Below are 22,706 nucleotides of genomic sequence, written 5' to 3'. Positions count from 1 at the left end.
TCTTCCAGCACCAGAATTGGCCAAGCCAGAACAGCGCGCCCTGAAATTGGGCCCAATCGGCCAGCGCAGCCCCGCAGCTGCCTGCCTACGATCGTGCGCAGCCGACATCGGCGGCTTACTGGTATTTCTCCCGTAGCATCGAACCTGCTCGACTGGTTCAGCTGTACTGGCTGTAGTGCCCACTGATCCTGCACTGGTCGCACCAGAACGTGTAGAGCATGCCTCCATTCATCCACTGCATCAGGGAGTCATCGTCCAATGGAATGTGGGAATCAAGCTGCATGACAAAGAACATCGTGCGGCAACAATCGGGACAGGACAGATAAAAGCCGCTCTGGATCCAGGATGGCAATCCGCCCACTCGGCTGTAATTCTGCAAGCCACCCACATAACTCGGCGGTTGCCAGAACCGACCCGCAAGCTCGACCAGATCGACCTCCGCCTCCATCAGGGTGGTGGACGTTTCAGGACATGTCCGCGGATCGAATACCTGCGATTCATGGGCGTTGGGAAAGCCCTGCGAATCGTGGCGGAAATACACGGGATCTCCGTGGCACCAACCGGACTCTCCATTGTCGGGACAGTCCAGGCATATGCCGAGCGTCACCTTCGAGAGGGTGCACGGGCCGATCAATGCCAGCTCCAGTTCCAGCAAACGCTGCAGCGGTGAGCCGCATATTCCGCATCTCCCTTCCAGGCGGCCACCCACATGCGCCGTTGCCTTCGCACTCCCACCCTTCCAGGTGGGATGAAAGCGCTGGAGGCGACGCTCGACCTTTGTGGCTTCCGCCAGTTGCAAGCGCTGAAGTCGCGCACTGAAACGCAGGTGGAGACCACGCTCTCCATGCAATGCGCGTCCCGAGCCCAGCTCAAGGCCAGACAATCCCTCCCTACCGATTGTCGCCCAAGGTTCATCCCGTGAACCAGATGGGTCACGCACGGCGTCCTGGAACTCCACTACCCCACTCATTTCAAGCGGCAATCCGGGCAAGCCAGCATCAGACGACGACGGCCCTCTTGCCTCCTGGATCCATCTCCGACCGACCTCAATCGGCAGCTCCCGCCAGAATGGGCCTTCTATTGGCTCGTGTGCCGACAGGCGAAGGACGGCATCCCAGTCATCATGAAGCAATCCGGGGAGACGATAGGCCGCCTGCGCCGCGATCCTGGCCGCCAGCCAATGGCGGCTACCGCTCTTGAACTCGCCCCAGGCAAATCGGCACACCTCTGCGGCGCTGTCATCCGGCAGCAACTCCGCCGCAGCCATTAGCATCCCGCTCTTCTCCGCCTGAAACTTCATCGCCAGGATGAGCAGTGTCGAGAGGGCGGCAGGATCACGCTCATAGAGATCCAGCATCGCAACCAAGGCTCCATCTGAGCCTTCCGGCATTCGGGCCATTTCAAGCAGCTCTCGCATGGCAACGACACGGGTCATGGCGGTTAGCTCAGGGCATGTAAACCAAGAGGGTGACTGGCAATGCACTCCACGGAAATGCAACAAATCTCAAAAAATAAGGAAGCCTTCCGACAACCGGGGCCGTCAGGTGCACTGCCAGAAGTGCCCGCTCACCCGGCACTTCGCACACCAGAACGTGTAGAGCATGCCGCCACTGCCCCATAGCAGCGCGCCTCCACCGGTGGTCGGCAGCGTCGAATCCAGCTGCATCACGAAGGGCATCTCCTCACCGCAATCGATGCACGCCGGATACCAGGCACTCTGCACCCAGCTCGGTGCGCCGCCCACGCGCGACAGGTTCTGCCGGTGGTTTGACTGGCCCCAGTCCTGCTGCTCCCACCGCATGGTGTCCATGGCGACCAGGCCGACCTCGGCCTGCATGAGGTCACCGCTGTCGGTCGGCGTCGCCGGCACCTCCAGACGCTGGCTGGGGTGGCAGCTGGGCAGGCCGCTGGCATCGTGGCGATAGAAACGCACGGGCGGATCTTCCCAGCCGCAGCAGTCCAGGCACAGGCCCAGCGTGATCTCACCCGCCGCGCCCGGCTGCAGCGCGGCAGCGTCGGTTCGCAGCAGGCGCTGCAGCGGTGCATGGCAGCTGCCACACAACGATTCCAGCGGCCCTCCCATCTGCCCGGCGTACTGTACCTGCCCGCCATTCCAGGTCGGGTGCAGGCGCCAGATGCGCTTGCGCCAGCTCGGTTCGTCCGCCTGCTGCGCGCGATGCTGCTCGCGGCCGAAGCGGATGTGCAGCGGCCGCTCCCCATGCAGGCGCCGCGGCTGCGGTCCGTCGGCGACGCCGGCCCAGTGCGCCCAGACCTCAGCATCCAGCGCGCCCCAGTCAGCGAGGTAGCCGCGGGCAACGGCATAGCGCTCGGGCTGCGCCGCCAGCAGCAGCGCCCTGGCCCGCGCCATCTCGCGATCGTCGTCGGCCTCAGCCAGAATCTGCGCCCACTGCACGGCAATGACGGAGGGCAGGCCCTGCCATACCTGCGAAGCCAGCTGCAGCTCGTCTTCGGTGGCCAGCGCCAGCAAGGCCTCCCAGTCGTCCTGCAGCACCTGCGGCGCCTGGTAGCTGGTGAATTCGATCACGCTGGCCAGCAGTTCGCCGCGCTCGCCATCCCGATAGCGGCGCCAGGCCTCGGCACAGACCGGCACAATCGCTTCATCGGGCAGCAGATCCAGCGCCATGTCGAGAAAGGCCGAGCTGGGTGAACGCCGGGCAAGGGCCAGCAGCATCAGCGCACCGAGCTGGCCGGGCTGTTCAGTGGCCAGCGCCAGCAGCATGCCCTGGCTGTCGTTGCGCGTGCGCGGGATATCGTGCACATCGAGGATGGCGGTGATCGCGTCACTCATGCGTGGGCTCCTTGCCGTTGGACGCTGATGGTGCCAGACATCAGCGACCGCCACGACGAATACAATGACGGCATGACCCGCCAGCTGCCCTGGCGCCTGGCCGATGCGCCGGACGCTCCCTTCCCTCCGGCCGAGACCGCACTGCGCCAGCCCGATGGCCTGCTCGCGGTGGGCGGCGACCTGCATCCGGTGCGACTGCTCAACGCCTATGCCGGCGGCATCTTCCCGTGGTTCAGCGAGGGCGAGCCAATCCTGTGGTGGTCGCCTGATCCGCGCATGGTGTTCCGCACCGACGGCGTGCACCTGTCCAGCCGCTTCCGCCGCCAGCTGCGCGGCAGCACGTGGGAGGTCACCGCCGACACCGCCTTCAGCCAGGTGATGCGCGCCTGTGCGGCGGCACCTCGGCCCGGCCAGGACGGCACCTGGATCAGCCCGGCCATGGTCGAGGCCTACAGCCAGTTGCACGACCTCGGCTTCGCCCATTCCTTCGAAGTCTGGGACCGTCAGTCGCTGGTCGGCGGCATCTACGGGGTGGCCATCGGGTCGATGTTCTTCGGCGAGAGCATGTTCAGTGGCGCCAGCGGTGGTTCCAAGATCGCGCTGGCGGCACTGGCGTCCACGATTCACGGCTGGGGCTGGGAGCTGATCGACGCCCAGGTGGAAAATCCGCACCTGCTGCGGATGGGCGCCGAACACCTGCCGCGCGCGGAATTCCTGCAGCACGTGCGCCAGGCCGTGCGCCATGACGGCCGTGAAGGCTCGTGGACACAGGCCGTCGGACGCTTGCCAGCCCGGCATTTGGCCGGCGGTTAACACAAACTTTGCAAGCTGGGCCGGTCACGCGTAAAATACCGCGCCTTAGGCCCAGCGTGGCCGTTTTCTGAACCGCACAGGACTACATGTCGAAAGACGATTCCATCGAGTTCGAGGGCACCGTCAGCGAGACGCTGCCGAACACCACTTTCCGCGTTCGTCTGGAAAATGGGCACGAAATCATCGCCCACATCTCCGGCCGCATGCGCAAGAACTACATCCGCATCCTCACCGGTGACCGGGTCAAGGTTGAAATGACCCCGTACGACCTGACCAAGGGTCGTATCACCTACCGCATGAAGTAAGCGGTCGGCGCGGTGCGCCACTTCGACAAGGCCAGCCCTGGTTGCTGGCCTTTTGTCATGCCTGCAATCCGGCCCTGCCGGAGGTCATCGTGACCGAACTCACCGTGACGTCGGTCAGCCCTGCTTGCGGCAGATTCGCATCTGCATCCGTAGCGGCATCGTGGGACCCGGTCCAGTCCGGACCGCCCCCCCCTGCCCTGCCATGAACATGCTCCCGCTGACCGCTCTGCTCGTCGCCCTTGCCGTGCCCGCCAGCGCAGCGCCCGTGCACGCCGCCGACACTCTTTCCACCTCCAGTGACTGCGTCCAGCTGGGCAGCGACCAGCAACTGGTGCGCGCCGGCGCCTCGCGCAACATCCTTCTGCGCAATGGCCAGGGCCACTACGTCGTGCATTTCCAGGACGACTGCTCGGCGGCAGGCTACTCGCGGAAACTGAGCTTCGCCACGGACGGCCAGCAGGGTCTGCTGTGCTCTGCCGGCCGCAGCCAGCTGCTCACCGATTCCAGTCGCTGCATCGTGTCGCAGATCGAGCCAGTCGACGAGGCAACCTTCAAGAAGAAAGCCCGCCAGCGCAGCCGCTGACGGCGCACATGACAAGGGCGGCCGAAGCCGCCCTTGTTGTTTCAGGTCCACCGGGCCAGGCCCGGTGTCAGCTCACTCCACAGTCGCCGGCAGCAGGCGCTCCGGTTCGGCCTGGGTTTCGACCACCAGCTCGTCGTCGCGCACATCGATGCTCACCTTACCGCCGTTGACCAGCTTGCCGAACAGCAGCTCGTCGGCCAGCGGACGCTTGATCCTGTCCTGGATCACCCGGGCCATCGGACGCGCACCCATCAGCGGGTCGAAGCCGTGGTGGGCCAGCCAGTCGCGCGCGGTCGGCGTGGCCGACAGGCTGACGTGCTTGTCCTGCAGCAGCATCTCCAGCTCGATCAGGAACTTGTCGACCACGCGCAGGATGTGCTCGAAGCCCAGCGCCTGGAACTGCACCACCGCGTCGAGGCGGTTGCGGAATTCCGGGGTGAAGCTGCGCCGGATGGTCTCCATCGCATCGGTGGCATGGTCCTGCTTGGTGAAGCCGATCGAGCGCCGCGAGGCCTGCGCCGCACCTGCATTGGTGGTCATCACCAGCACCACGTTCTTGAAGTTGGCCTCGCGACCGTTGGTATCGGTCAGCACGCCGCGATCCATCACCTGCAACAGGATGTTGAAGATGTCCGGGTGCGCCTTCTCGATTTCGTCCAGCAGCAGCACGCAGTGCGGCGTCTTGACGATCTTCTCGGTCAGCAGGCCGCCCTGATCGAAGCCGACGTAGCCTGGAGGGGCACCGATCAGGCGGCTGATCGAATGCGGCTCCATGTATTCGGACATGTCGAAGCGGACCAGCTCGATGCCCAGCTGCAGCGCCAGCTGCTTGGTCACCTCGGTCTTGCCGACACCGGTCGGGCCGGCGAACAGGAAGTTGCCGATCGGCTTTTCCGGATTGCCCAGGCCCGAACGGGCCAGCTTGATTGCCGAGGACAGCGTCTCGATGGCCGGGTCCTGTCCGAAGATCACCATCTTCAGGTTGCGCTCCAGGTGCTGCAGCACGTCCTTGTCGGTGGCACTGACCTGCTTGGTCGGGATCCGCGCCATCTTGGCCACGATCGCCTCCACTTCCTCGACGTCGATCAGTTCCTTGCGCTGCCCTTCCGGCAGCAGGCGCTGGCGGGCACCGGCCTCGTCGATCACATCGATGGCCTTGTCTGGCAGCAGGCGGTCGCCGATGTGCTTCACCGACAGGTCCACCGCCGCCTGCAGCGCTTCATCCGAATAGGTCACGCTGTGGTGCAGCTCGTACTTGGACTTCAGGCCCTGCAGGATCTCGTAGGTCTCGCCCACGGTAGGCTCCACGATGTCGATCTTCTGGAAGCGGCGGGCCAGTGCCCGGTCCTTCTCGAAGATGCCGCGGTATTCCTGGAAAGTGGTCGAACCGATGCAGCGCAGCTCCCCGGAGGCCAGGGCCGGCTTGATCAGGTTGGACGCATCCATGGTGCCGCCCGACGCCGAGCCGGCGCCGATGATGGTGTGGATCTCGTCGATGAACAGCACTGCGTTGGGCACCTTCTTCAGCGCGGTCAACACACCCTTCAGGCGCTTCTCGAAGTCGCCACGGTACTTGGTGCCGGCCACCAGCGCGCCCAGGTCGAGCGAATAGATCACCGCGTCGGCAAGCACGTCGGGCACCGAGCCCTCGACGATGCGGCGCGCCAGGCCCTCGGCGATGGCGGTCTTGCCCACGCCGGCCTCGCCCACGTACAGCGGGTTGTTCTTGCGGCGACGGCACAGGACCTGGATGGTGCGCTCGATCTCGTCACCACGACCGACCAGGGGATCGATGCGGCCGGACCGGGCCTGTTCGTTGAGGTTGCTGGCGAACTCGGTCAGGGCATCACCCTTCGGCTCACCCTCCCCGCCTTCCATGCGGCCCTCGCCGTCGGAGGAGGAGGACGGCTGCTCGCCTTCCTCGCCCAGCTTGGCGATGCCGTGGGACAGGTAATTGACCACATCCAGCCGGGTCACATCCTGCTGGTTGAGGTAGTAGACGGCGTGGGAGTCCTTCTCGCCGAAGATGGCGACCAGCACGTTGGCGCCGGTGACCTCCTTCTTGCCCGAGGACTGCACGTGGTACACGGCCCGCTGCAGCACGCGCTGGAAGCCCAGGGTCGGCTGGGTATCGCGACCGTCATCTTCGGCCAGGCGCGACACTGAGGCCTCGATGGCCTGCTCCAGCTCCTGGCGCAGGCGTTCGGCGTCGGCACCACAGGCTTTCAGGACGGCCTGGGCGGACGGGTTGTCGAGCAGTGCCAACAGCAGGTGTTCGACCGTCATGAACTCATGCCGGGCCTCACGGGCGCGCTTGTAGCACTGGCCGATGGTGTGTTCGAGGTCTTTGCTGAACATGGATTACTCCGGCGGCAGATGTGAACAATATGCGGCCTGACTACGCGATTTCCATCACCCTAGCGGATTGCTGCGTTCAGATGGCGTTAGCACTGCAGAACGCTTGATCTTCGTTCACTCCAGAAGACCTCAACCGGCATGAGCGAACCCTACCTGAGCCGCTGGCGATTGCGGCGTGATGGCCCGGCCATCGAAACGCCCCATGCCCGGCTCTGGCCGGTGCTGACCGCTGCCGGCGAGCCGGCGATGCTGAAGATCAGCAGCGAAGCGGAGGAGCAGAACAGCCATCGCCTGCTGCGCTGGTGGGACGGCGATGGCGCTGCCCGCCTGCTGGCCCACGCCGGGCCGGCGATCCTGATCGAGCGTGCCGGCGGCGACTCGCTGCGGCAACGCTCGATCGAGGGCGACGATGAGGCCTGCACCACGATCCTGTGCCAGGTCCTGCAACGGCTGCACCGGCCACGGAGCGCGCCGCCAGCGGAACTGGTCTGCCTGCGTACATGGTTCGCCGATCTGCTGCAGCCAAGGGCTGCGCTGCCGCCACTGCTGGAACAGTGCAGATCACTGGCGGAGGGGTTGCTGCAGGAAGAGCGCGAGGTCCGGCCCCTGCATGGCGACCTGCACCACGACAACGTGCTCGATTTCGGCGAGCGCGGCTGGCTGGCGATCGACCCGAAGCGGTTGCTGGGCGACCGTGCGTACGACTACACGACGATGTTCAGCAATCCGGATCTCTGTGGCCCGGGCATCCACGTGGCCACGCGGCCGGAGCGGTTTGCTGCCCGGCTGGAACAGGTCAGCGCACTGGCCGGCCTGGAGCGCACGCGCCTGCTGCGCTGGATCGCGGCCAGCATGGCGCTGTCGGCAGTGTGGTTCAGGGATGACGGCGACCCGGCCGACGTGGACGAGGCGGTGGCGCGGATGGCGCTGGAGGCGCTGGCGGAGGCCTGATCCAGCTGTAGAGCCGAGCCTGCGCTCGGCTGCTGCTGGCAGAGATCTGGATGCCTGGGTGAACAGCAGCCGAGCATCGGCTCGGCTCTACAGGTCGGGGCCGGTCAGGCCTTTTCCATCGTGCACAGCAGCGGATGCTGGTTCATCCGCGAGTACTCGTTGACCTGGGCAACCTTGGTCTCGGCCACTTCGCGGGTGAAGACACCGCAGACGCCGCGGCCGCGGGTATGAACGTGCAGCATCACCTGGGTGGCCTTGTCCAGGTCCATGCTGAAGAACTGCTGCAGCACATCCACCACGAAATCCATCGGGGTGTAGTCGTCGTTGAGCAGCATCACCTGGTAGAACGGCGGCGGCGCCACTTCCGGGCGCGCGGGCTCTACGGCAACGCCGTGCTCGTGCTGGGAATCGGGGGAGGACTCATGGGGCATCCATCCATTATAGGGGCTCGGGCAGGCCTGCGTCGGCCCGCCGCAGATTGGACGGCACGCACGCCCACCGTCACAATTGCACCCTCTCCCAACACTGTTTCACAGGATCTTCATGAAAAGGACCCTTCTTCCCGCCCTGCTGATCGCGCTGGCCGCTGCCGGCTCTGCCACTGCCGCAACCAGCGCCGACAAGTCCGTGGCCCGCCATCTGGACAAGCTGGGCTATACCTACGAAGTCGACGAGGATGGCGACTACCGCATGGTGTTCGACGTCGAGGGTGACCGCACCCAGATGGTCTACGTGCGCTCGGCGGTGGAGGATTTCGGCAGCCACAACATCCGTGAGATCTGGTCGCCGGCCTACAACGCCAAGACCAAGCAGTTCCCGGTGGCCGTGGCCAACCGCCTGCTGGAGGATTCGCAGGACGCCAAGATGGGGGGCTGGGTAAAGCAGGACACCACCGCCATGTTCGTGGTCAAGATCGACGCCGATGCCACCCCGGACCAGCTCAGCGACGCCATCGATGCGGCCATCCGCACCGCCGACGCGATGGAGCTGGAGCTGACCAAGAAGGACGAGTTCTGAGTTGAACACCACGCCGGACCCGCGCTGGGCACCGCACGCCACCGTCGCCACGGTAGTGGTTGACGGCGGCCGCGTGCTGCTGGTCGAAGAGACCATTGAAGGCCGCCAGGTGCTGAACCAGCCGGCCGGCCACCTCGAGCCAGGCGAAAGCCTGGCCGAGGCAGCCCTGCGCGAGACCCGGGAGGAAACCGGCTGGACCGTGCAGCTGACCCATTTCATCGGCTGCTACCAGTGGACTGCCGGCGACGGCACCGCCTTCCTGCGCTTCTGCTACGCAGCACACCCGGTCTCGCACGACCCGGCCCAACCGCTGGACACCGGCATCGACCGCGCGCTGTGGCTGACCCCGGCCGAGCTGCAGGCCGCCGGTGAGCGCCAGCGCAGCCCGCTGGTCTGGCAGGTGGTGGCGGATTACCTGGGTGGCCAGCGCCATCCGCTTTCGCTGGTCCGGGAGGTCGCATGAGCACGCCGCGCGTGATGGTGGGCGTCTCTGGTGGTGTCGACTCTTCGGTCGCCGCCTGGCGCCTGGTCCAGCAGGGCGAGGCAGTGGCCGGCCTGTTCATGCAGAACTGGGCCGACGACGGCAGCGGTGACTGCCGTGCCGAGGATGACCGCCGCGATGCGGTCGCCGTATGCGGCCTGCTCGGTATCCCGTTCCACTTCCGGGACTTTTCCAGCGAGTACTGGCAGGGCGTGTTCGAGCACTTCCTGGCCGAATACGCCGCTGGCCGCACGCCGAACCCGGACGTGCTGTGCAACCGCGAGGTGAAGTTCAAGCATTTCCTGGACGCCGCCCGCGAGCTGGGCGCCGAGCGCATCGCCACCGGCCACTACGCACGGGTGACCCAGCGCGGCCACCAGTGGCTGCTGCTGCGCGGTGCCGACCGCTCCAAGGACCAGAGCTACTTCCTGCACCAGCTGGGCCAGGAGCAGCTGGCGGCCACCCTGTTCCCGATCGGCGACCTGGAGAAGACCGACCTGCGACGGATTGCGCGCGACGTCGGCCTGCCGACCCACGCCAAGAAAGACTCCACCGGCATCTGCTTCATCGGCGAGCGGGATTTCCGCGAATTCCTCGGCCGCTACCTGCCGGCCAGGCCCGGCCAGATCCTTGACCCGGCCGACGGCAGCGTGATCGCCGAACATCCGGGCGTGTTCTATTTCACCCTGGGCCAGCGCGAGGGCCTGAACATCGGCGGCGTACGCGGCCGCCCGGCCGCACCGTGGTACGTGGTCGGCAAGGATGTGGCCAGCAACGTGCTGTACGTCGACCAGGACCGCGACAGCCCATGGATGCTGTCCGAGCGCCTGCGATCGGAGCCGGCGCATTGGATCTCGGGCTCGCCACCCGCGCGACGCTTCGAATGCACCGCCCAGACCCGCTACCGCCAGCCCGATGAGCCGTGTACGGTCGACGTGCTGGACGATGGCAGCGTGCTGGTCACCTTCGCGCGCCCGCAGCGTGCCGTTACCCCCGGTCAATCGCTGGTGCTGTATGACGGTGATGTGTGCCTGGGTGGCGCGGTGATCGCCGCCACCGATGCGCCGCTGGAACAGCGCCTGCGCACCACCCCCTCCCCTTTTGAGGTAATCGCTGCATGAGTTTCACTGTCGACGACCGCGTCCTGGCCTTGGCCGGCATTGCCCAGGCCCTGCAGCAGGTACGCCGCATCGCCGATACCGGCCATTCCGACGCCGCCGCCGTGCGCACCGCCGTGGACAGCGTGTTCCGTGTCGATGCGTCCTCGCCGCAGGCGGTGTTCGGTGACCGCCATGCACTGAAGGCCGGGCTGCGCCTGCTGCACAACTATTTCCGCAACCAGGGCCAGGATCCGATCCTGCCGAAACTGGCGCTGTCGGTGCTGCAGCTGGAGCGCCGCTTTGTTCAGGATGGCGCCACCGTGAACAAGGTTGCTTCGGGCATCGAGCGTGCCCAGCGCCAGGCCACCGAACTGGGCGACAGCGGCCACCCGGATGTGCTGGCCAGCCTGGGAAGCCTGTACGCGGACACCATCAGCCACCTCAAGCCGCGGGTGATGGTGCAGGGCAACCCGCACTACCTGGGCCAGGCCGGCGTGGTGGCCGAGATCCGTGCCCTGCTGTTGGCCGCGGTGCGCTCGGCAGTGCTGTGGCGCCAGCTGGGCGGCAGCTACTGGGACTTCCTGTTCGGCCGCAAGGCGATGATCGAGGCCGTGGACCGGCAGCTGGCGTAAGGGTCTGGGGTCAGAGCCCTTTTCCATGAAAAGGGATCCGACCCCGCCGCTGCCTACCCAGGGGTCGGATCCCTTTCCGGCACGGAAAGGGCTCAGACCCCGAAGCCGCCAAGCGCCGGAAAACCGGCGCATTCAGAATGCACTTCCAAGCACATCGACGTTAAAGAGAAAGGGGGTACGGCCGATACATCCTCCGTGCACCTCCCGAGAACGTCCATGTACTCACGCATTTTCATCCGTCTGGCCGCCCCCCTGGCTCTGACCCTGCTGCTCCCCTTCGCCATCGGTTTCGAATGGCCGGCCGCCCTGCGCTGGGCGATCCTGACCACGATGACGCTGAGCTGGCTCGGCTTTGCGTGGTGGACCACCCGCGCCCAGGCGCATCGTTCCCCGGAACATGCCCGTGTCCTGCGTGAGCAGGACCAGCTGCTGACCGAACTGCGCAACTTCGTCGGCAACGAAATCGACGGTTCGCGTGGTGAAGTGGAACGCGCCCGCGACCTTATCCGCCAGGCGGTCTCCAGCCTGGGCGGCAGCTTCGATGCGATGAACCGCAAGTCGCGCCAGCAGAGCCAGGCGCTGTCGCGCATCGTCGACCGCGCCGGCGATGAAGGCAATGCCGGCCTCGACGTTGCCCGTTTCGCCCAGCACGCCAGCCACCGCATGGAACAGCTGGTGGAAGCGCTGGAACAGGTGAGCGGCCAGAGCAGCACCACCGTGCAGCACATCGACCAGATGGCACAGCACCTGGATGGCATCTTCGCGCTGCTGGAAGACGTCAAGTCGATCGCCGACCAGACCAACCTGCTGGCGCTGAACGCCGCCATCGAAGCCGCGCGTGCCGGTGAAGCCGGCCGAGGCTTCGCGGTGGTCGCCGACGAAGTGCGCAACCTGTCCGAGCGCTCGACCACCTTCAACGAGCAGATCCGCAAGCTGGCGCACAGCTCCAAGGACGCCATCGCCAAGGTGCGCGAGACGGTCTCGCACATGGCCTCGCGTGACATGGACCGCTCCCGCGAAGCACGCCAGGAAGCGGCGGCAATGCTCGACAATGTCGCGCAGATCAATGCCTCGCTCGGCGACGGCATGCGCGAAGTCTCCGAGTGCGCACGTGCGATCGATGGCAGCGTGGCCGAAGCCGTGCGCGCCCTGCAGTTCGAAGACATCGCCACCCAGGCGCTGGGCGGCGTGCACACCCACCTGGACCGCCTGACCGCGATCAACCGTGAAGCGGTGGCCCTGCAGGAACTGCTGCACCGCAATGGCGGCGTGTTCGACGAAGAGATCGCCACGGCCCTGCAGCGCACCGGCAACCGCCTGCGCGAACTGCGCAGCGAATGGGAACGCCCGCCGCACAAGCCGGTTGCCCAGCAGAGCATGGGTGCCGGCACGGTAGAGCTGTTCTGATCCTGATGTCCGCTGCCCTCGCCGGCAGCCCGCAAGGCCCCGGTTCGTCCGGGGCCTTTGCCTGTAACCCGCCGCTGGATGCATCCTGTACGCGCACCATGACCCTGATCCGCGCCCTGCCCGCCCTCACCGACACCGAGCGCCCGCGCAACGCGAGCGTGCGTGAGCAGCTGCAGCAGCTGGAAGAGGTGGCACGCGAGGAGATCCGCGAGCTGCAGCAACTGGCGGATGCGCGGCCTGGCACGTCGCGAGCGGATGAGGCGCTGCTGGGACTGGCGTGGGATCTCGGGCTGGATGGGGATGCGCTGAAGTAGATCCACGCCATGCGTGGATGCATCTGGACGACCCTGCACCTTCCGATCTTTCGGACTTGTTGCATGGCCCGGGTCATCGGCTCCGGGCATATTGATCGCTCTCCCTGCTTGGTGACGGCATGACATTCAATCCGGAAGAAGCGCAAGAAAACTTCGAACAGTTTCTGATCATCATGGACGATCAGATTGAATGGCTGATCGAACAGGGACAGCACCGTGGCGTCGACCTCGACGGTAGCCTAGAGAGCCTTGATCACCTCGAAACCTTGTACAACCTGATGGCTGCAACGCTGTCGGAAGACGAACAGGCTGCCTTGAGGGTAGTATTTGCGCGATATCTTGGGGAAATCGTGCGCCTGCATCACGGCGGCAAATGGACTCTGCAACTGGATGATCCGAAGGACATCAGTTTCAACATGCCGGTCATCCTGGGGCATTCAACCTGCCCGTGGCTGGAGTTCAATCCCATCCACACGATGCGAGGCTATTCACTTCGACCCAGGCCTGGAATGATCCGAAGCGTCGTCGCGCATAGTGTCGCTCCCAAGATTCTGGATCTCAGCGATCTCGTGGAAGAGGACTGACACCAAGAGAGACAATGCTCGATTAAGTTGTCGGCCCCATCGGGACTTCGGCTCGTGCCCGGGATCATCCACGCATGGCGTGGATCTACCAGATGGACTGAATCGCTATGGCATGATGCGCCGGTCCCGCTCATGGAAGACCAATGGCCATCGCCCTGATCGCATTGATGCTGCTGGAACTCCTGCTGTTGTTGTTCTGGTCGCCGCTCCTTTTCCGCACCGGCGTCGTCCTGTCCAACCAGCGCATCGCCGCCTCTCCTACCGAGCTGACCCAACTGTCATTGATCGGGCTGGAGTACGACCTTCCTACCGACAAGTGGCTGGGCGTAGATCCACGCCATGCGTGGATGACGTCCTGGGATTCACGATTTTCGGATTGTTTGCATGGAACTGGCAATGAGCCTCTTCAACAATCGACGGCTCCGGACCGCGAACCGAGTGAGACGCTATGGCGACGCCGACACCAAAGAGAACGAAGAAGGAAACTGGGAGCGCCGCTGTACTTCTTGATGGCTGGACCCGGAAGCGCAGAACGATGCTCCGCTTCATTCGCCCAGGCGACGTGTTCTGCTTTACTCGTAATGATGGGCCCTACTACTTCGGACAGATCATTTCCGAAAGCTCCATGGGTCATTTCGCACAGATCCTTGATATCCGCCGGAGAGAGCCGTCGCTCACTCATGTCGAGCTGCAGAAAGCTATACCCGTGATGAAGCCCGTTGTGCTGGATAGCTATTCACTCTTTGACATGAAAAGCGATCAAGATGGCGATTGGCGGATCATCGGTCGATATGAACCTGTCAATGCGACTGACCTGGAGCACTACTTCTTCGTCTACGGCGTCCCCGGGAACTGGAGCAAGGTGAACGCAACCAACTCCGTCCGCTGCGCTGCAACCGAAGTAGAGGCCATGGTTCTACCCCCCCATTCTCCCTTGAACAACTTCAAGGTCTGGAGGGAGATCGACAGCCTCTCCCATCGGTGGGCAGAGTAAGGCTGATTGCCGAAGCACCCCACGTAAGGATGCCGTCAAAACACAGGCGCACTCATCGTCGGCATGAATGATTGCCAGTACCAGCCTCATTGCCGACCAACTGTCGGCACCTACCAAAGCGGTTCAATTCGGCGCGTAGTTCGACCCACGTGCGTGACCAGCAGATCCACGCCATGCGTGGATCACGCCCCGAAATCCGCGATTTTCGGATTGTTTGCATGGACCGTGAACGATGCGCCCTTCATCGTGAAGGTCCGATTTCGGTTCAGATCAGTCCAGCCCGATGACCAGCGCCGCCCTCTGCCTTTCGGTTGCTTTGCAGCTTCCGGCAACCCCTGACCCCTTGACCATGGATCCCGATTCCCTTGAGGCGCTTTACCAGGCGCTCCAGTCGTTCGGCGAGTTCCAACAGCCCTACTCTGCACCTGTGGATGTGGCCGATCCTGATGCAGGTACGATCGATGCAACTGTCGAGATCTCCGCCGGATGCCTGCGGGATGGTCCACAGGTCATCATCCTGGACGCGGATGTAGACGAGGCACCCGAGCGCTATCTGGTGCTGAACGAGCCCTGGCAAAGCCTTTCGGCGGGAACATTGTTGCTCGTCTCTGGAAACACAGCGGCCATCATCTCAACTCAGGAGGCGAACAAGGAAGCCACACAGGCCGAGCGAATGCTGACATTCCTGGATTATCTGCCGTTCGACGCCGGGAGGAATGCGTTGGTGGAACCAGGCATCGAAGCGCAGGAATCAAGCTTTGAAACCAGGGCGTTCATGGAGAGCTTCAGTGCGAGCTCCCGGGGCGAGGCGCTCTCCGAGGCGACTCTTGCCGCATGGAAGGGCGTGCTGCCCGACCTGCTGCTGGCGCTGTGGCGACGCGACGGGTTCGCACGCTATCGCGACGACAGGCTCATCTTGGTCGATCCGCATCTGTACTCAGGGGTTGTCGCAGCCTTCCTGCAGGGCACTCCGATGGAAGGTGCTGATCGGTTCCATGCCTATGCGTTGACACCTTTCGGCCAGATGCTCTTGTGTGGAGAGAACACCTCCATGCATATCAGCATCGATCCGCACAGCGGACAGGTTTCGGCGGACTCGGATGTAGCAGCCACTGCCGGCGCGACTGAACGCAACTGGAAACTGGAGTTCCTGCTGCACCACCTGGATGGGCCCTATCTCGATGCAACCGACGATGACGAGCAGCCCTTGTACGCACGCGCACTCGATTTACTGGGCCACCTGGCTCCCAACGAGATCTACAGCTTCTCACCCTCGGTTGTTGAAGGTGGCTGGCAGGCAGCGCACCTGGTCAAGCGGGATCGTCTCGCTGAATTGAAGTCACTCGCCAAGCAGACAGCAGCAAGACGGTCCTTGCGGTCTGATGCTGAAGACAGGTAAACCCGCGCCGTTCATTGCTGGTCGCGATCTCTGGCATCGGCGCCGACCAACGGTCGGCACCCACCGTGGCAGGCTCCGGCACTCGCCACTGCAGGTGCTGCAAGTAGAACCACGCCATGCGTGGATGATCGCAAGGTACATGCATCCGTGCCGACCAAGGTCGGCACCCACCAAAGTATGGCTGTCAGCGCACCAGCACTGCTTCGCTGCTGGCGTCGGTGCGCATCGGTAACGGACGCTGCTGACGCAGCCACTGCGCCAGGTCGCGCGGGCTGAGCGGGCGCGAGTACAGGTAGCCCTGGATCTCGTCGCAGCCCTGGCGGCGCAGCATGTCTTCTTCCTGGTGCGTCTCCACGCCCTCGGCCACCACCTTCATGCCCAGCGCGTGGCCCAGGTGCACGATGGCCTGGGTCACTTCGGCCGTGCCGGAGTCGTGCAGCATGCCCTGCACGAAACTGCGGTCGATCTTCAGGCGACCCACCGGGAAGCGGTTGAGGTAGTTGAGGTTGGAGAAGCCGGTACCGAAGTCGTCCACCGCCAGCGGCACGCCGTGCCGTTCGAGCACGTCGAAGCAGTGGCGCAGGATGTCGGTGTCACGGATCAGCGCCGATTCGGTCAGCTCCAGCTCCAGCCGCTGCGGCGGCCAGCCGTGGGCATGGCAGATCTCGATCACACGTTCGGCGAAGCCACGGTCGCGCAGCTGCACCGCCGACACGTTGACCGCGATGCGGTCGAAATGCAGTCCTGCCCGGTCCCAGGCGGTTGCCTGGCGGCAGGCTTCGTTCAGAACCCAGTCGCCGATGCGCACGATCTCGCCGCATTTCTCGGCGATGGGAATGAACTCGGCCGGGCTGCAATAGCCGATGCCGGGGCGATGCCAGCGCAGCAGTGCTTCGATTGCCGGCGGCTCGCCCTGGTGGGCATGCAGCAGCGGCTGATAGGCCAGGCTGAACTCCTCGCGCTCGATCGCACCGTGCAGCGCGTGCTCAAGCTCCAGCCTGCGCTGGATGCGGGCCAGTGCGTCCTGGCTGTAATACTGGTAGGTGTTGCGTCCGGCTTCCTTGGCCGCGTACATCGCGGCGTCGGCAGCGCGCAGCAGTGAATCGAAATCGGTCTGCGCATCGCCCAGCATCGCGATGCCGACACTGGCACCGACCTTCAGCGTGGTCTCGCCACGGCGCAGCGGCTCGGCCAGCGAGGCGATCAGCTTGCGGGCGACATGTCCCGCATCCTCGGGCTCAGCCAGGTCGCGCAGTACGACGATGAACTCGTCGCCGCTGAAACGGCCAAACAGATCATTGTTGCGCAGGTTCTGGTGCAGGCGGGTCGCGGCAGCCTTCAGCAGCGCATCACCCGTGGCGTGGCCGAAGCTGTCGTTGATGGTCTTGAAGCCGTCCAGGTCGATGAACAGCATCGCCAATGAGGTGCCGCGATCACGCGCCTCCTCGATGGCCTCGGCGGTCTGTTCGCCGAGCAGCACGCGATTGGGCAGGCCGGTCAGCAGGTCGTAGTGGGCCAGCAGCTCAATGCGCTCGTTGGCCTCGCGCTCGCGGGTGATGTCACGGAACAGCACCACGAAGCGCGGCGGCAGTCCGTCACGACGATCCAGCTCGATCAGCACCTGCACCCAGACACGCAGGCCGGACTGGCGGTAGAAGCACAGGTCCAGCTGCTCGGGCAGGCCGCCGTTGGCGATGCGGGCCAGCGCCGCCTCGAACGCATCGCGCGAGTCTTCGGTATACAGCGCCATCGCCTGATCGAGGGTGATCGGCTCCTTGCGCAGGCCGTGGATGCGATAGCATTCCTCGGTCCATTGCATGCTCCGGGTCTGCACCTCGATCTCGCAGCCGCCGATGCGGCCCAGCGCGGAAACCCGGTTCAGCAGTTCGGTGCGCCAGCGAATCAACGCGTCGGTCTGGTGCTGTTCGGTGATGTTCTGCACCTGGCCGAGCAGGCGCTTGGGCTGCCCGTCCATGTCCAGCAGCGGCTGCATCCACAGCCGCAGGTGCTGTGATGGCTCATGGCCACGGGTCAGCTCCAGCTCGAGATTGGCGGCACGACCATCGCGCCACAGCCGCCGCCATGCCGCACGCAACGCGCCACGCGAGCGCGGATGCAGCTGCTTCAGCCAGCGCCGCTGGCCGGGCACGGCGCCGTGCTCCAGCGCCAGCAGCGAGCGCAGTTCCGGCGACCACCAGAAGTGCCCGCTGTTGGGGTCGAACGACCAGCTGCCCATGCTGGCGATGCGCTGGGCCTCGCTCAGGTGCAGCTGCTGTTCCTGCAGCAGCGATTCGAGCTGCTTCTGCTGCTCGATATCGGTATGCGTGCCGACCATGCGCAGCGGCTGGCCATCGGCGGTGCGCGCGACCACGCGGCCGCGATCCAGCACCCAACGCCACTGGCCATCGGCCTGGCGGAAGCGGAACTGTGCGCTGTACTGCTCGCTGCGCCCGCGCAGGTGCTCGTCGAGCGCGGCACGCACCTGGTCGATGTCCTCGCTGTGCACGCGCGACAGCAGTTCGGTGGCCGTCTCGTCGCCCAGCGCCGGCGTGCGCGCCACCCGGTCACTGGGGATGTCCCAGTCCCACAGGCTATGGCCGGCGCTGTCCAGTGCCAGTTCCCAGCGCCCACCCCCATCGACCGGCACCGGCTCGGGAATGCTCAGGGTGAACGCCAGCAGGTTGCCGGCACCGTCATGCACGGCGCGCAGGTGGCCGTCGTAGTGGCCGCGCGGGCCGCCTGGCAGCGTGCAGGGCACGATGCCGCCATCAGCGGCCATCAGGCGTAGATCTTCCAGCATTGGCGCATAGGCAGCCACGGTGGCCGGCAGGCCATGCTCGCGCGCGGCCGGATTGGCCGCCAGCGGGCGCCCGGTACGGTCGACGATGACCAGCGCCGACGCAAGCGGGTGCTGCAGCAGGCTGGCGATGATCCCTTGGTCCACGCGATCTTGCTCCGGATGACTCGCCCGTCAGCGGGGCACGCAGTGGTTAACGGCGCCTGCGGCGGATAATTGAGTGGTGACGGCACGCTGCGGGGTAAGATGACCGGCGCCCCTTTCACCCTCCCCGTCCATGCCCGCAGAACCGACCGGCAACGCCCCAGTTCCCGACCCGCGGATGGCGCAGGCGCTGAGCCGTGACCGGCGACGGGTGGTGTTGAGCTACCTGGTGATGGCGCTGGCCTGGATGATCTCCACCGACAGCGTGGTGCAGGCGCTGGTGCCCGATCCGCAGCAGGCGGCCCTGTGGCAGGGCCTGAAGGGCTCGTTCTTCGCCCTGGCCAGCGCGGGCCTGCTGTACCTGCTGCTGCGCCCGCTGGCCGAGCACGTGCTGCATACCCACGCCCGCCAGCAGGCCTCGGAGCTGCGCCTGCGGCAGATGTTCGAGGGCAACCCCGGCCCGATCCTCGTCTATGACCTGGACACATTGGCGATCCTCGACGCCAACCCAGCCGCCTGCACCGCTTTCGGCTGGGAGCGCGATGAGCTGCTGGAACAGACCATCGACGCCTTGTGGCCACCCGGCCAGGGCCAGGCGCTGCAGGCCAAGCTGGAGGCGATCCGCGAGGCGCCCGACGAGCTGTGCATCCTGCGCGCGCAGCTGCAGCTGCGCGATGGCGCGCTGCGGCAGATGGAACTGCGCTCCAACGCGATCAGTTACGACGGTCACAATGCGCGCCTGCTGATCGCCATCGATCGCACTGCCGAGGACCTGGCCCAGCTGCGTCGCGACCAGGCGCTGGCACGGGTGGAAGAAGCCCACGAACTGGCCCGCATCGGCGCCTGGGAGCTGGACCCGTCCACCGGGCTGGGCCGCTATTCCAACCAGGTCTATCGCCTGCTCGGCCGCCGCCCGCCCGAAGCCCGCCGCTGGCACCGCTTCGACGAACTGCTGGTGCCGGCCGACCCGGCCACCGCCACCCAGACCGAGCAGCTGCTGGCCGAGCTGTGCTCCGGCGAGCCGGTACAGGTGGACGTGCTGCTGCCGCTGCTGTCGATGGACGGGCGCGCGCTGATGGTGCACCTGCGCGCCGCCAGTGGTCTCGATGAGGCTGGCCGCAACCGCGTGCTGGGCACGCTGCAGGACGTGACCGAACGCGAGCAGTCGCGGCGACTGCTGCGCGAGCGCGAGGAGCAGTTCCGCGAGCTGGTGCGGGTACTGCCCGACGGCGTGGTGATCCTCTCCGACGAACATGTGTTGTACGCCAACGCCTGGGCCGCCGGCCTGTTCGGCTACGGCAGCCATACCCTGCTGGGCGAGCCCTTGTCGGCGCTGGTCGCTGCCGCAGACCTGCCGCGGGTGCGCAGCCAGCTGCGTGCCGGCCAGCCGCACCTGGGACCGGGCCACAGCAGCGTGGTGGCCATGCAGCGCGGCGACGGCCGCAGCTTCCATGCCGGCCTGGCGGTGGGCGACGTGCGCTACGGTGGCCGCGACTGCAAGCTGCTGATCGTGCGCGACCTCAGTGATTCCGAGCGCATCCGCAGCGCGCTGGAAACCAGCAACCGCGAACTGCAGGCGATGGCCGGGCGGCTGTTCTCGCTGCAGGAGGACGAGCGTCGTGCGATTTCGCGCGACCTGCACGATGACATCGGCCAAGCCATCACCGCGATCAAGCTGTCGGCGCACGCGGCGCTGGAAGAGGACGATCCGCAGCGGCGTGGGCAGGATCTGGCGCAGATCGTCAGCCTGGCCGACACCACCGTGGCCAAACTGCGCGACATCTCCACCCTGCTGCGCCCCCCGCAGCTGGATGCACTGGGCCTGGAGGCAGCGCTCAGCTGGCAGGCGCGGGTTCTGTTCCGCTCCTCGCCGGTGGAGCTGCTGGCCGAGATCGAGCCGTTGCCCCATCGCCCCGACAACAGTATCGAACAGGCCTGCTTCCGCATCGCACAGGAAAGCCTGACCAATGCGCTGCGCCATGCGCGCGCCAGCCAGGTCCTGCTGCAGCTGCGCGATGTCGGCCAGCGCGGCCTGCACCTGCAGATCCGCGATGACGGCGAAGGCTTCGATCCGGACGGCCCGCGCGGCCTGGGCCTCATCGTGATGCGCGAGCGCGCACAGAGCGTCGGTGGCCACGTGCGGATTGAATCCGCGCATGGCGAAGGCACCCTGGTCGATGTCCACCTCCCCTACCAGGCGGCCAGCAGGGCTGCCGTCGATTCACCGGAATACTGAGCCATGTGGAATCCCAACCTGCCCCCGGTCAGCATCGATGACGCTCCCGACCGCCTTGGCGCCGGCAACCCCGAGCTGCAGGCAATGGTTGCCGAGGCAGCCTCAGGCGGCATCGCACTGATGCTGATGCACGTGGACATCGACCATTTCGCATCGGTCAACGAAAACATGAGTGCCGAAGTGGGCGACCAGGCGCTGGTGCTGGTGGCACAGCGCCTGCAGTCCTACCTGCGCGGGCGCGGCAAGTTGTGGCGACATGGCAGCGACGAGTTCCTGATCGCGGTGCCGCGCACCGCCGATCTGCCGTTGCCGGAGGATTTCGCCGAGGAGATCCGCCAACAGATGGAGCTGCCACTGTCGGTGCTGCCGTACACGTTGTTCATGACCGGCAAGCTGGGCGTGAGCCTGTGCCCGGAACATGCCAGCAGCACCTCGCGCCTGCTCGACCATGCCGAGGATGCGCTGTACCAGGCCGCCCGCGAAGGCGGCAATGCCGTGCGCATCCATGCGGTGGACACCCCGCCAAGCGCGCACAGCGAGAGCATCATCGCGCGCCAGATCGTCGATGCCATTCCCAATGGCGAGCTGAAGCTGCGCTACCAGCCACTGGTAAGCGCGCGCGACGGCCACGTGGTGGGCATGGAAGCGCTGCTGCGTTGGCAGTCGCCGACCCTGGGCATGCTGGTGCCGGAGCGCTTCATGCGCACCGCCGAACGCCTGGGGATCATCGTGCAGATCGGCACCTGGGTGCTGGAAGGCGCCTTGAAGCAGGCGCGGCTGTGGCGCGACCAGGGCTTCGATGACTTCACCATCGCAGTGAACGTGTCCACCCTGCAGCTGCTGCGGCCGAACTTCTTCGCCGAAGTGATGTCACTGCTGCAGGCGGCGGGCGTACCGGCGCACATGCTGACGCTGGAGATCAACGAGAGTGCGCTGACCAACAACGTCAATTTCGTCCACGAAACGCTGGCCAACCTGCGCAACGAAGGCATCAGCCTGAGCCTGGACAACTTCGGTACCGGCGACTCCAGCCTCAGCGCGCTGGTGCGCTACCCGGTGGACAAGCTGAAGATCGACCGCAGTTTCATCAAGAGCGCGCCGGCCGGCAATCGTGAAGCGGCCATCGCCCGCGCGATCATCGCCATGGGCCACCAGCTGGGCATGACCGTGATTGCCAACGGCGTGGAATCGCAGGCGCAGCTGGGCTTCCTGCGCCGCAACGACTGCGACGTGTTCCAGGGCTACCTGTTCGGCGAACCGATGTCGGCCGATGCCGCCGGCATGACCCTGCGCCGCCGCTACCTGCGCCCGGAAGCCTTCGCTGAGACACGTCCGGACCGGACGCTGCTGCTGCTGGATGATGAGGAAAACGTGCTGCGCTCACTGGTGCGCCTGTTCCGCCGCGACGGCTACCGCATCCTGGCCGCCGGCAACGTGCGCGATGCGTTCGACCTGCTGGCGATCAACGACGTGCAGGTGATCCTGTCCGACCAGCGAATGAGCGACATGAGCGGCACCGAGTTCCTGGGCCGGGTGAAGATGCTGTACCCGGATACGATCCGCCTGGTGCTGTCGGGCTACACCGATCTGAACACGGTGACCGATGCAATCAACCGCGGCGCGATCTATCGCTTCCTGACCAAGCCGTGGAACGACGACGAGCTGCGCAAGCACATCCACCAGGCGTTCCGCACGTACGAGGAACAGCGCCGCAGCAATGCCGGCCCGGCGCCGGTGGAGAGCGGAGATGGCGGCGAGGATCGCCCATTGCGGTAACCATCC

The 22,706-nt window shown here is 65.6% G+C and carries 20 protein-coding genes; 15 read left to right on the top strand and 5 right to left on the bottom strand.

Annotated elements, in window-relative coordinates; genetic code table 11:
• Positions 1-157: 157 nt before the first annotated feature.
• Entirely contained in the window at positions 158-1,435 is a 1,278-nt protein-coding gene (locus PEM_RS08045; RefSeq protein WP_240431597.1) for a hypothetical protein, read from the bottom strand.
• A 105-nt stretch (positions 1,436-1,540) separates the two neighbouring features.
• Entirely contained in the window at positions 1,541-2,809 is a 1,269-nt protein-coding gene (locus PEM_RS08040; protein ID WP_111127704.1) for a hypothetical protein, read from the bottom strand.
• Between the two features lie 72 nt (positions 2,810-2,881).
• Between PEM_RS08040 and aat the strand changes: the two genes are divergently transcribed.
• From aat to PEM_RS08025, 3 genes are all read left to right on the top strand, one after another.
• Entirely contained in the window at positions 2,882-3,622 is a 741-nt protein-coding gene (gene aat, locus PEM_RS08035) for a leucyl/phenylalanyl-tRNA--protein transferase (protein ID WP_111127765.1), read from the top strand.
• Positions 3,623-3,708: 86 nt separating this feature from the next.
• Positions 3,709-3,927: a translation initiation factor IF-1 gene (gene infA / locus PEM_RS08030; RefSeq protein ID WP_005409596.1), complete on the top strand. Its 219-nt coding sequence runs from the start codon at positions 3,709-3,711 to the stop codon at positions 3,925-3,927.
• A 202-nt stretch (positions 3,928-4,129) separates the two neighbouring features.
• Positions 4,130-4,510 (top strand): hypothetical protein, encoded by a 381-nt coding sequence (locus tag PEM_RS08025; protein WP_119706087.1) that lies wholly within the window; start codon positions 4,130-4,132, stop codon positions 4,508-4,510.
• Positions 4,511-4,582: 72 nt separating this feature from the next.
• Here the strand turns inward: PEM_RS08025 and clpA are convergent, their stop codons facing one another.
• A complete protein-coding gene (gene clpA, locus PEM_RS08020; protein ID WP_005416479.1) occupies positions 4,583-6,868 on the bottom strand; it encodes an ATP-dependent Clp protease ATP-binding subunit ClpA in 2,286 nt (761 codons plus the stop codon).
• Between the two features lie 138 nt (positions 6,869-7,006).
• Between clpA and PEM_RS08015 the strand changes: the two genes are divergently transcribed.
• A complete protein-coding gene (locus tag PEM_RS08015) occupies positions 7,007-7,819 on the top strand; it encodes an APH(6) family putative aminoglycoside O-phosphotransferase (protein ID WP_111127707.1) in 813 nt (270 codons plus the stop codon).
• 104 nt (positions 7,820-7,923) lie between these two features.
• On the opposite strand, the gene clpS is transcribed toward PEM_RS08015, so the two are convergent.
• The gene (gene clpS / locus PEM_RS08010) at positions 7,924-8,250 is read right to left on the bottom strand and encodes an ATP-dependent Clp protease adapter ClpS (protein ID WP_005416477.1); all 327 of its coding nucleotides are present in this window, start codon (positions 8,248-8,250) and stop codon (positions 7,924-7,926) included.
• A gap of 112 nt (positions 8,251-8,362) precedes the next feature.
• Between clpS and PEM_RS08005 the strand changes: the two genes are divergently transcribed.
• The 9 genes from PEM_RS08005 to PEM_RS07960 all read left to right on the top strand — a co-directional run bounded on the left by PEM_RS08005 (position 8,363) and on the right by PEM_RS07960 (position 15,747).
• Positions 8,363-8,836, top strand: coding sequence for a hypothetical protein (locus PEM_RS08005; protein WP_005416476.1), 474 nt, complete (start codon positions 8,363-8,365; stop codon positions 8,834-8,836).
• Position 8,837: 1 nt separating this feature from the next.
• Positions 8,838-9,299: an NUDIX hydrolase gene (locus PEM_RS08000; RefSeq protein ID WP_005416475.1), complete on the top strand. Its 462-nt coding sequence runs from the start codon at positions 8,838-8,840 to the stop codon at positions 9,297-9,299.
• Positions 9,296-10,438, top strand: a complete 1,143-nt coding sequence (gene mnmA / locus PEM_RS07995; RefSeq protein ID WP_005416474.1) for a tRNA 2-thiouridine(34) synthase MnmA — start codon at positions 9,296-9,298, stop codon at positions 10,436-10,438. Before PEM_RS08000 ends, mnmA begins: the two co-directional genes overlap by 4 nt.
• Positions 10,435-11,049 carry a high frequency lysogenization protein HflD gene (hflD, locus tag PEM_RS07990; RefSeq protein WP_005416473.1) on the top strand — a complete coding sequence of 205 codons (615 nt, stop codon included), beginning with the start codon at positions 10,435-10,437 and terminating at the stop codon, positions 11,047-11,049. Before mnmA ends, hflD begins: the two co-directional genes overlap by 4 nt.
• Positions 11,050-11,265: 216 nt before the next feature.
• On the top strand, positions 11,266-12,456 hold the full coding sequence (locus PEM_RS07985; RefSeq protein WP_005416472.1) for a methyl-accepting chemotaxis protein: 1,191 nt from the start codon (positions 11,266-11,268) through the stop codon (positions 12,454-12,456).
• Positions 12,457-12,554: 98 nt separating this feature from the next.
• Positions 12,555-12,770 (top strand): hypothetical protein, encoded by a 216-nt coding sequence (locus tag PEM_RS07980; protein ID WP_111127709.1) that lies wholly within the window; start codon positions 12,555-12,557, stop codon positions 12,768-12,770.
• A 119-nt stretch (positions 12,771-12,889) separates the two neighbouring features.
• Positions 12,890-13,354 carry a hypothetical protein gene (locus PEM_RS07975; protein WP_005416470.1) on the top strand — a complete coding sequence of 155 codons (465 nt, stop codon included), beginning with the start codon at positions 12,890-12,892 and terminating at the stop codon, positions 13,352-13,354.
• A gap of 535 nt (positions 13,355-13,889) precedes the next feature.
• A complete protein-coding gene (locus PEM_RS07965; protein ID WP_050562696.1) occupies positions 13,890-14,348 on the top strand; it encodes an Imm26 family immunity protein in 459 nt (152 codons plus the stop codon).
• Between the two features lie 283 nt (positions 14,349-14,631).
• On the top strand, positions 14,632-15,747 hold the full coding sequence (locus tag PEM_RS07960) for a GAD-like domain-containing protein (protein ID WP_111127710.1): 1,116 nt from the start codon (positions 14,632-14,634) through the stop codon (positions 15,745-15,747).
• A 184-nt stretch (positions 15,748-15,931) separates the two neighbouring features.
• Here PEM_RS07960 and PEM_RS07955 read toward each other — a convergent pair whose 3' ends face one another.
• Positions 15,932-18,691: an EAL domain-containing protein gene (locus PEM_RS07955; RefSeq protein WP_049461077.1), complete on the bottom strand. Its 2,760-nt coding sequence runs from the start codon at positions 18,689-18,691 to the stop codon at positions 15,932-15,934.
• Positions 18,692-18,821: 130 nt separating this feature from the next.
• Here PEM_RS07955 and PEM_RS07950 point away from each other — a divergent pair, with 130 nt between their 5' ends.
• Together PEM_RS07950 and PEM_RS07945 are read left to right on the top strand one after the other, a co-directional pair.
• Positions 18,822-20,924 (top strand): PAS domain S-box protein, encoded by a 2,103-nt coding sequence (locus PEM_RS07950; RefSeq protein ID WP_032954159.1) that lies wholly within the window; start codon positions 18,822-18,824, stop codon positions 20,922-20,924.
• Between the two features lie 3 nt (positions 20,925-20,927).
• Positions 20,928-22,700, top strand: a complete 1,773-nt coding sequence (locus tag PEM_RS07945; protein WP_005416466.1) for an EAL domain-containing protein — start codon at positions 20,928-20,930, stop codon at positions 22,698-22,700.
• Positions 22,701-22,706: the final 6 nt, after the last annotated feature.

The organism is Stenotrophomonas sp. Pemsol (assembly GCF_003586545.1).
GTDB classification, from domain to species: domain Bacteria; phylum Pseudomonadota; class Gammaproteobacteria; order Xanthomonadales; family Xanthomonadaceae; genus Stenotrophomonas; species Stenotrophomonas sepilia.
Note: the sequence above shows the minus strand (reverse complement) of the source record. Positions and strands in the feature narration are given on the sequence as shown.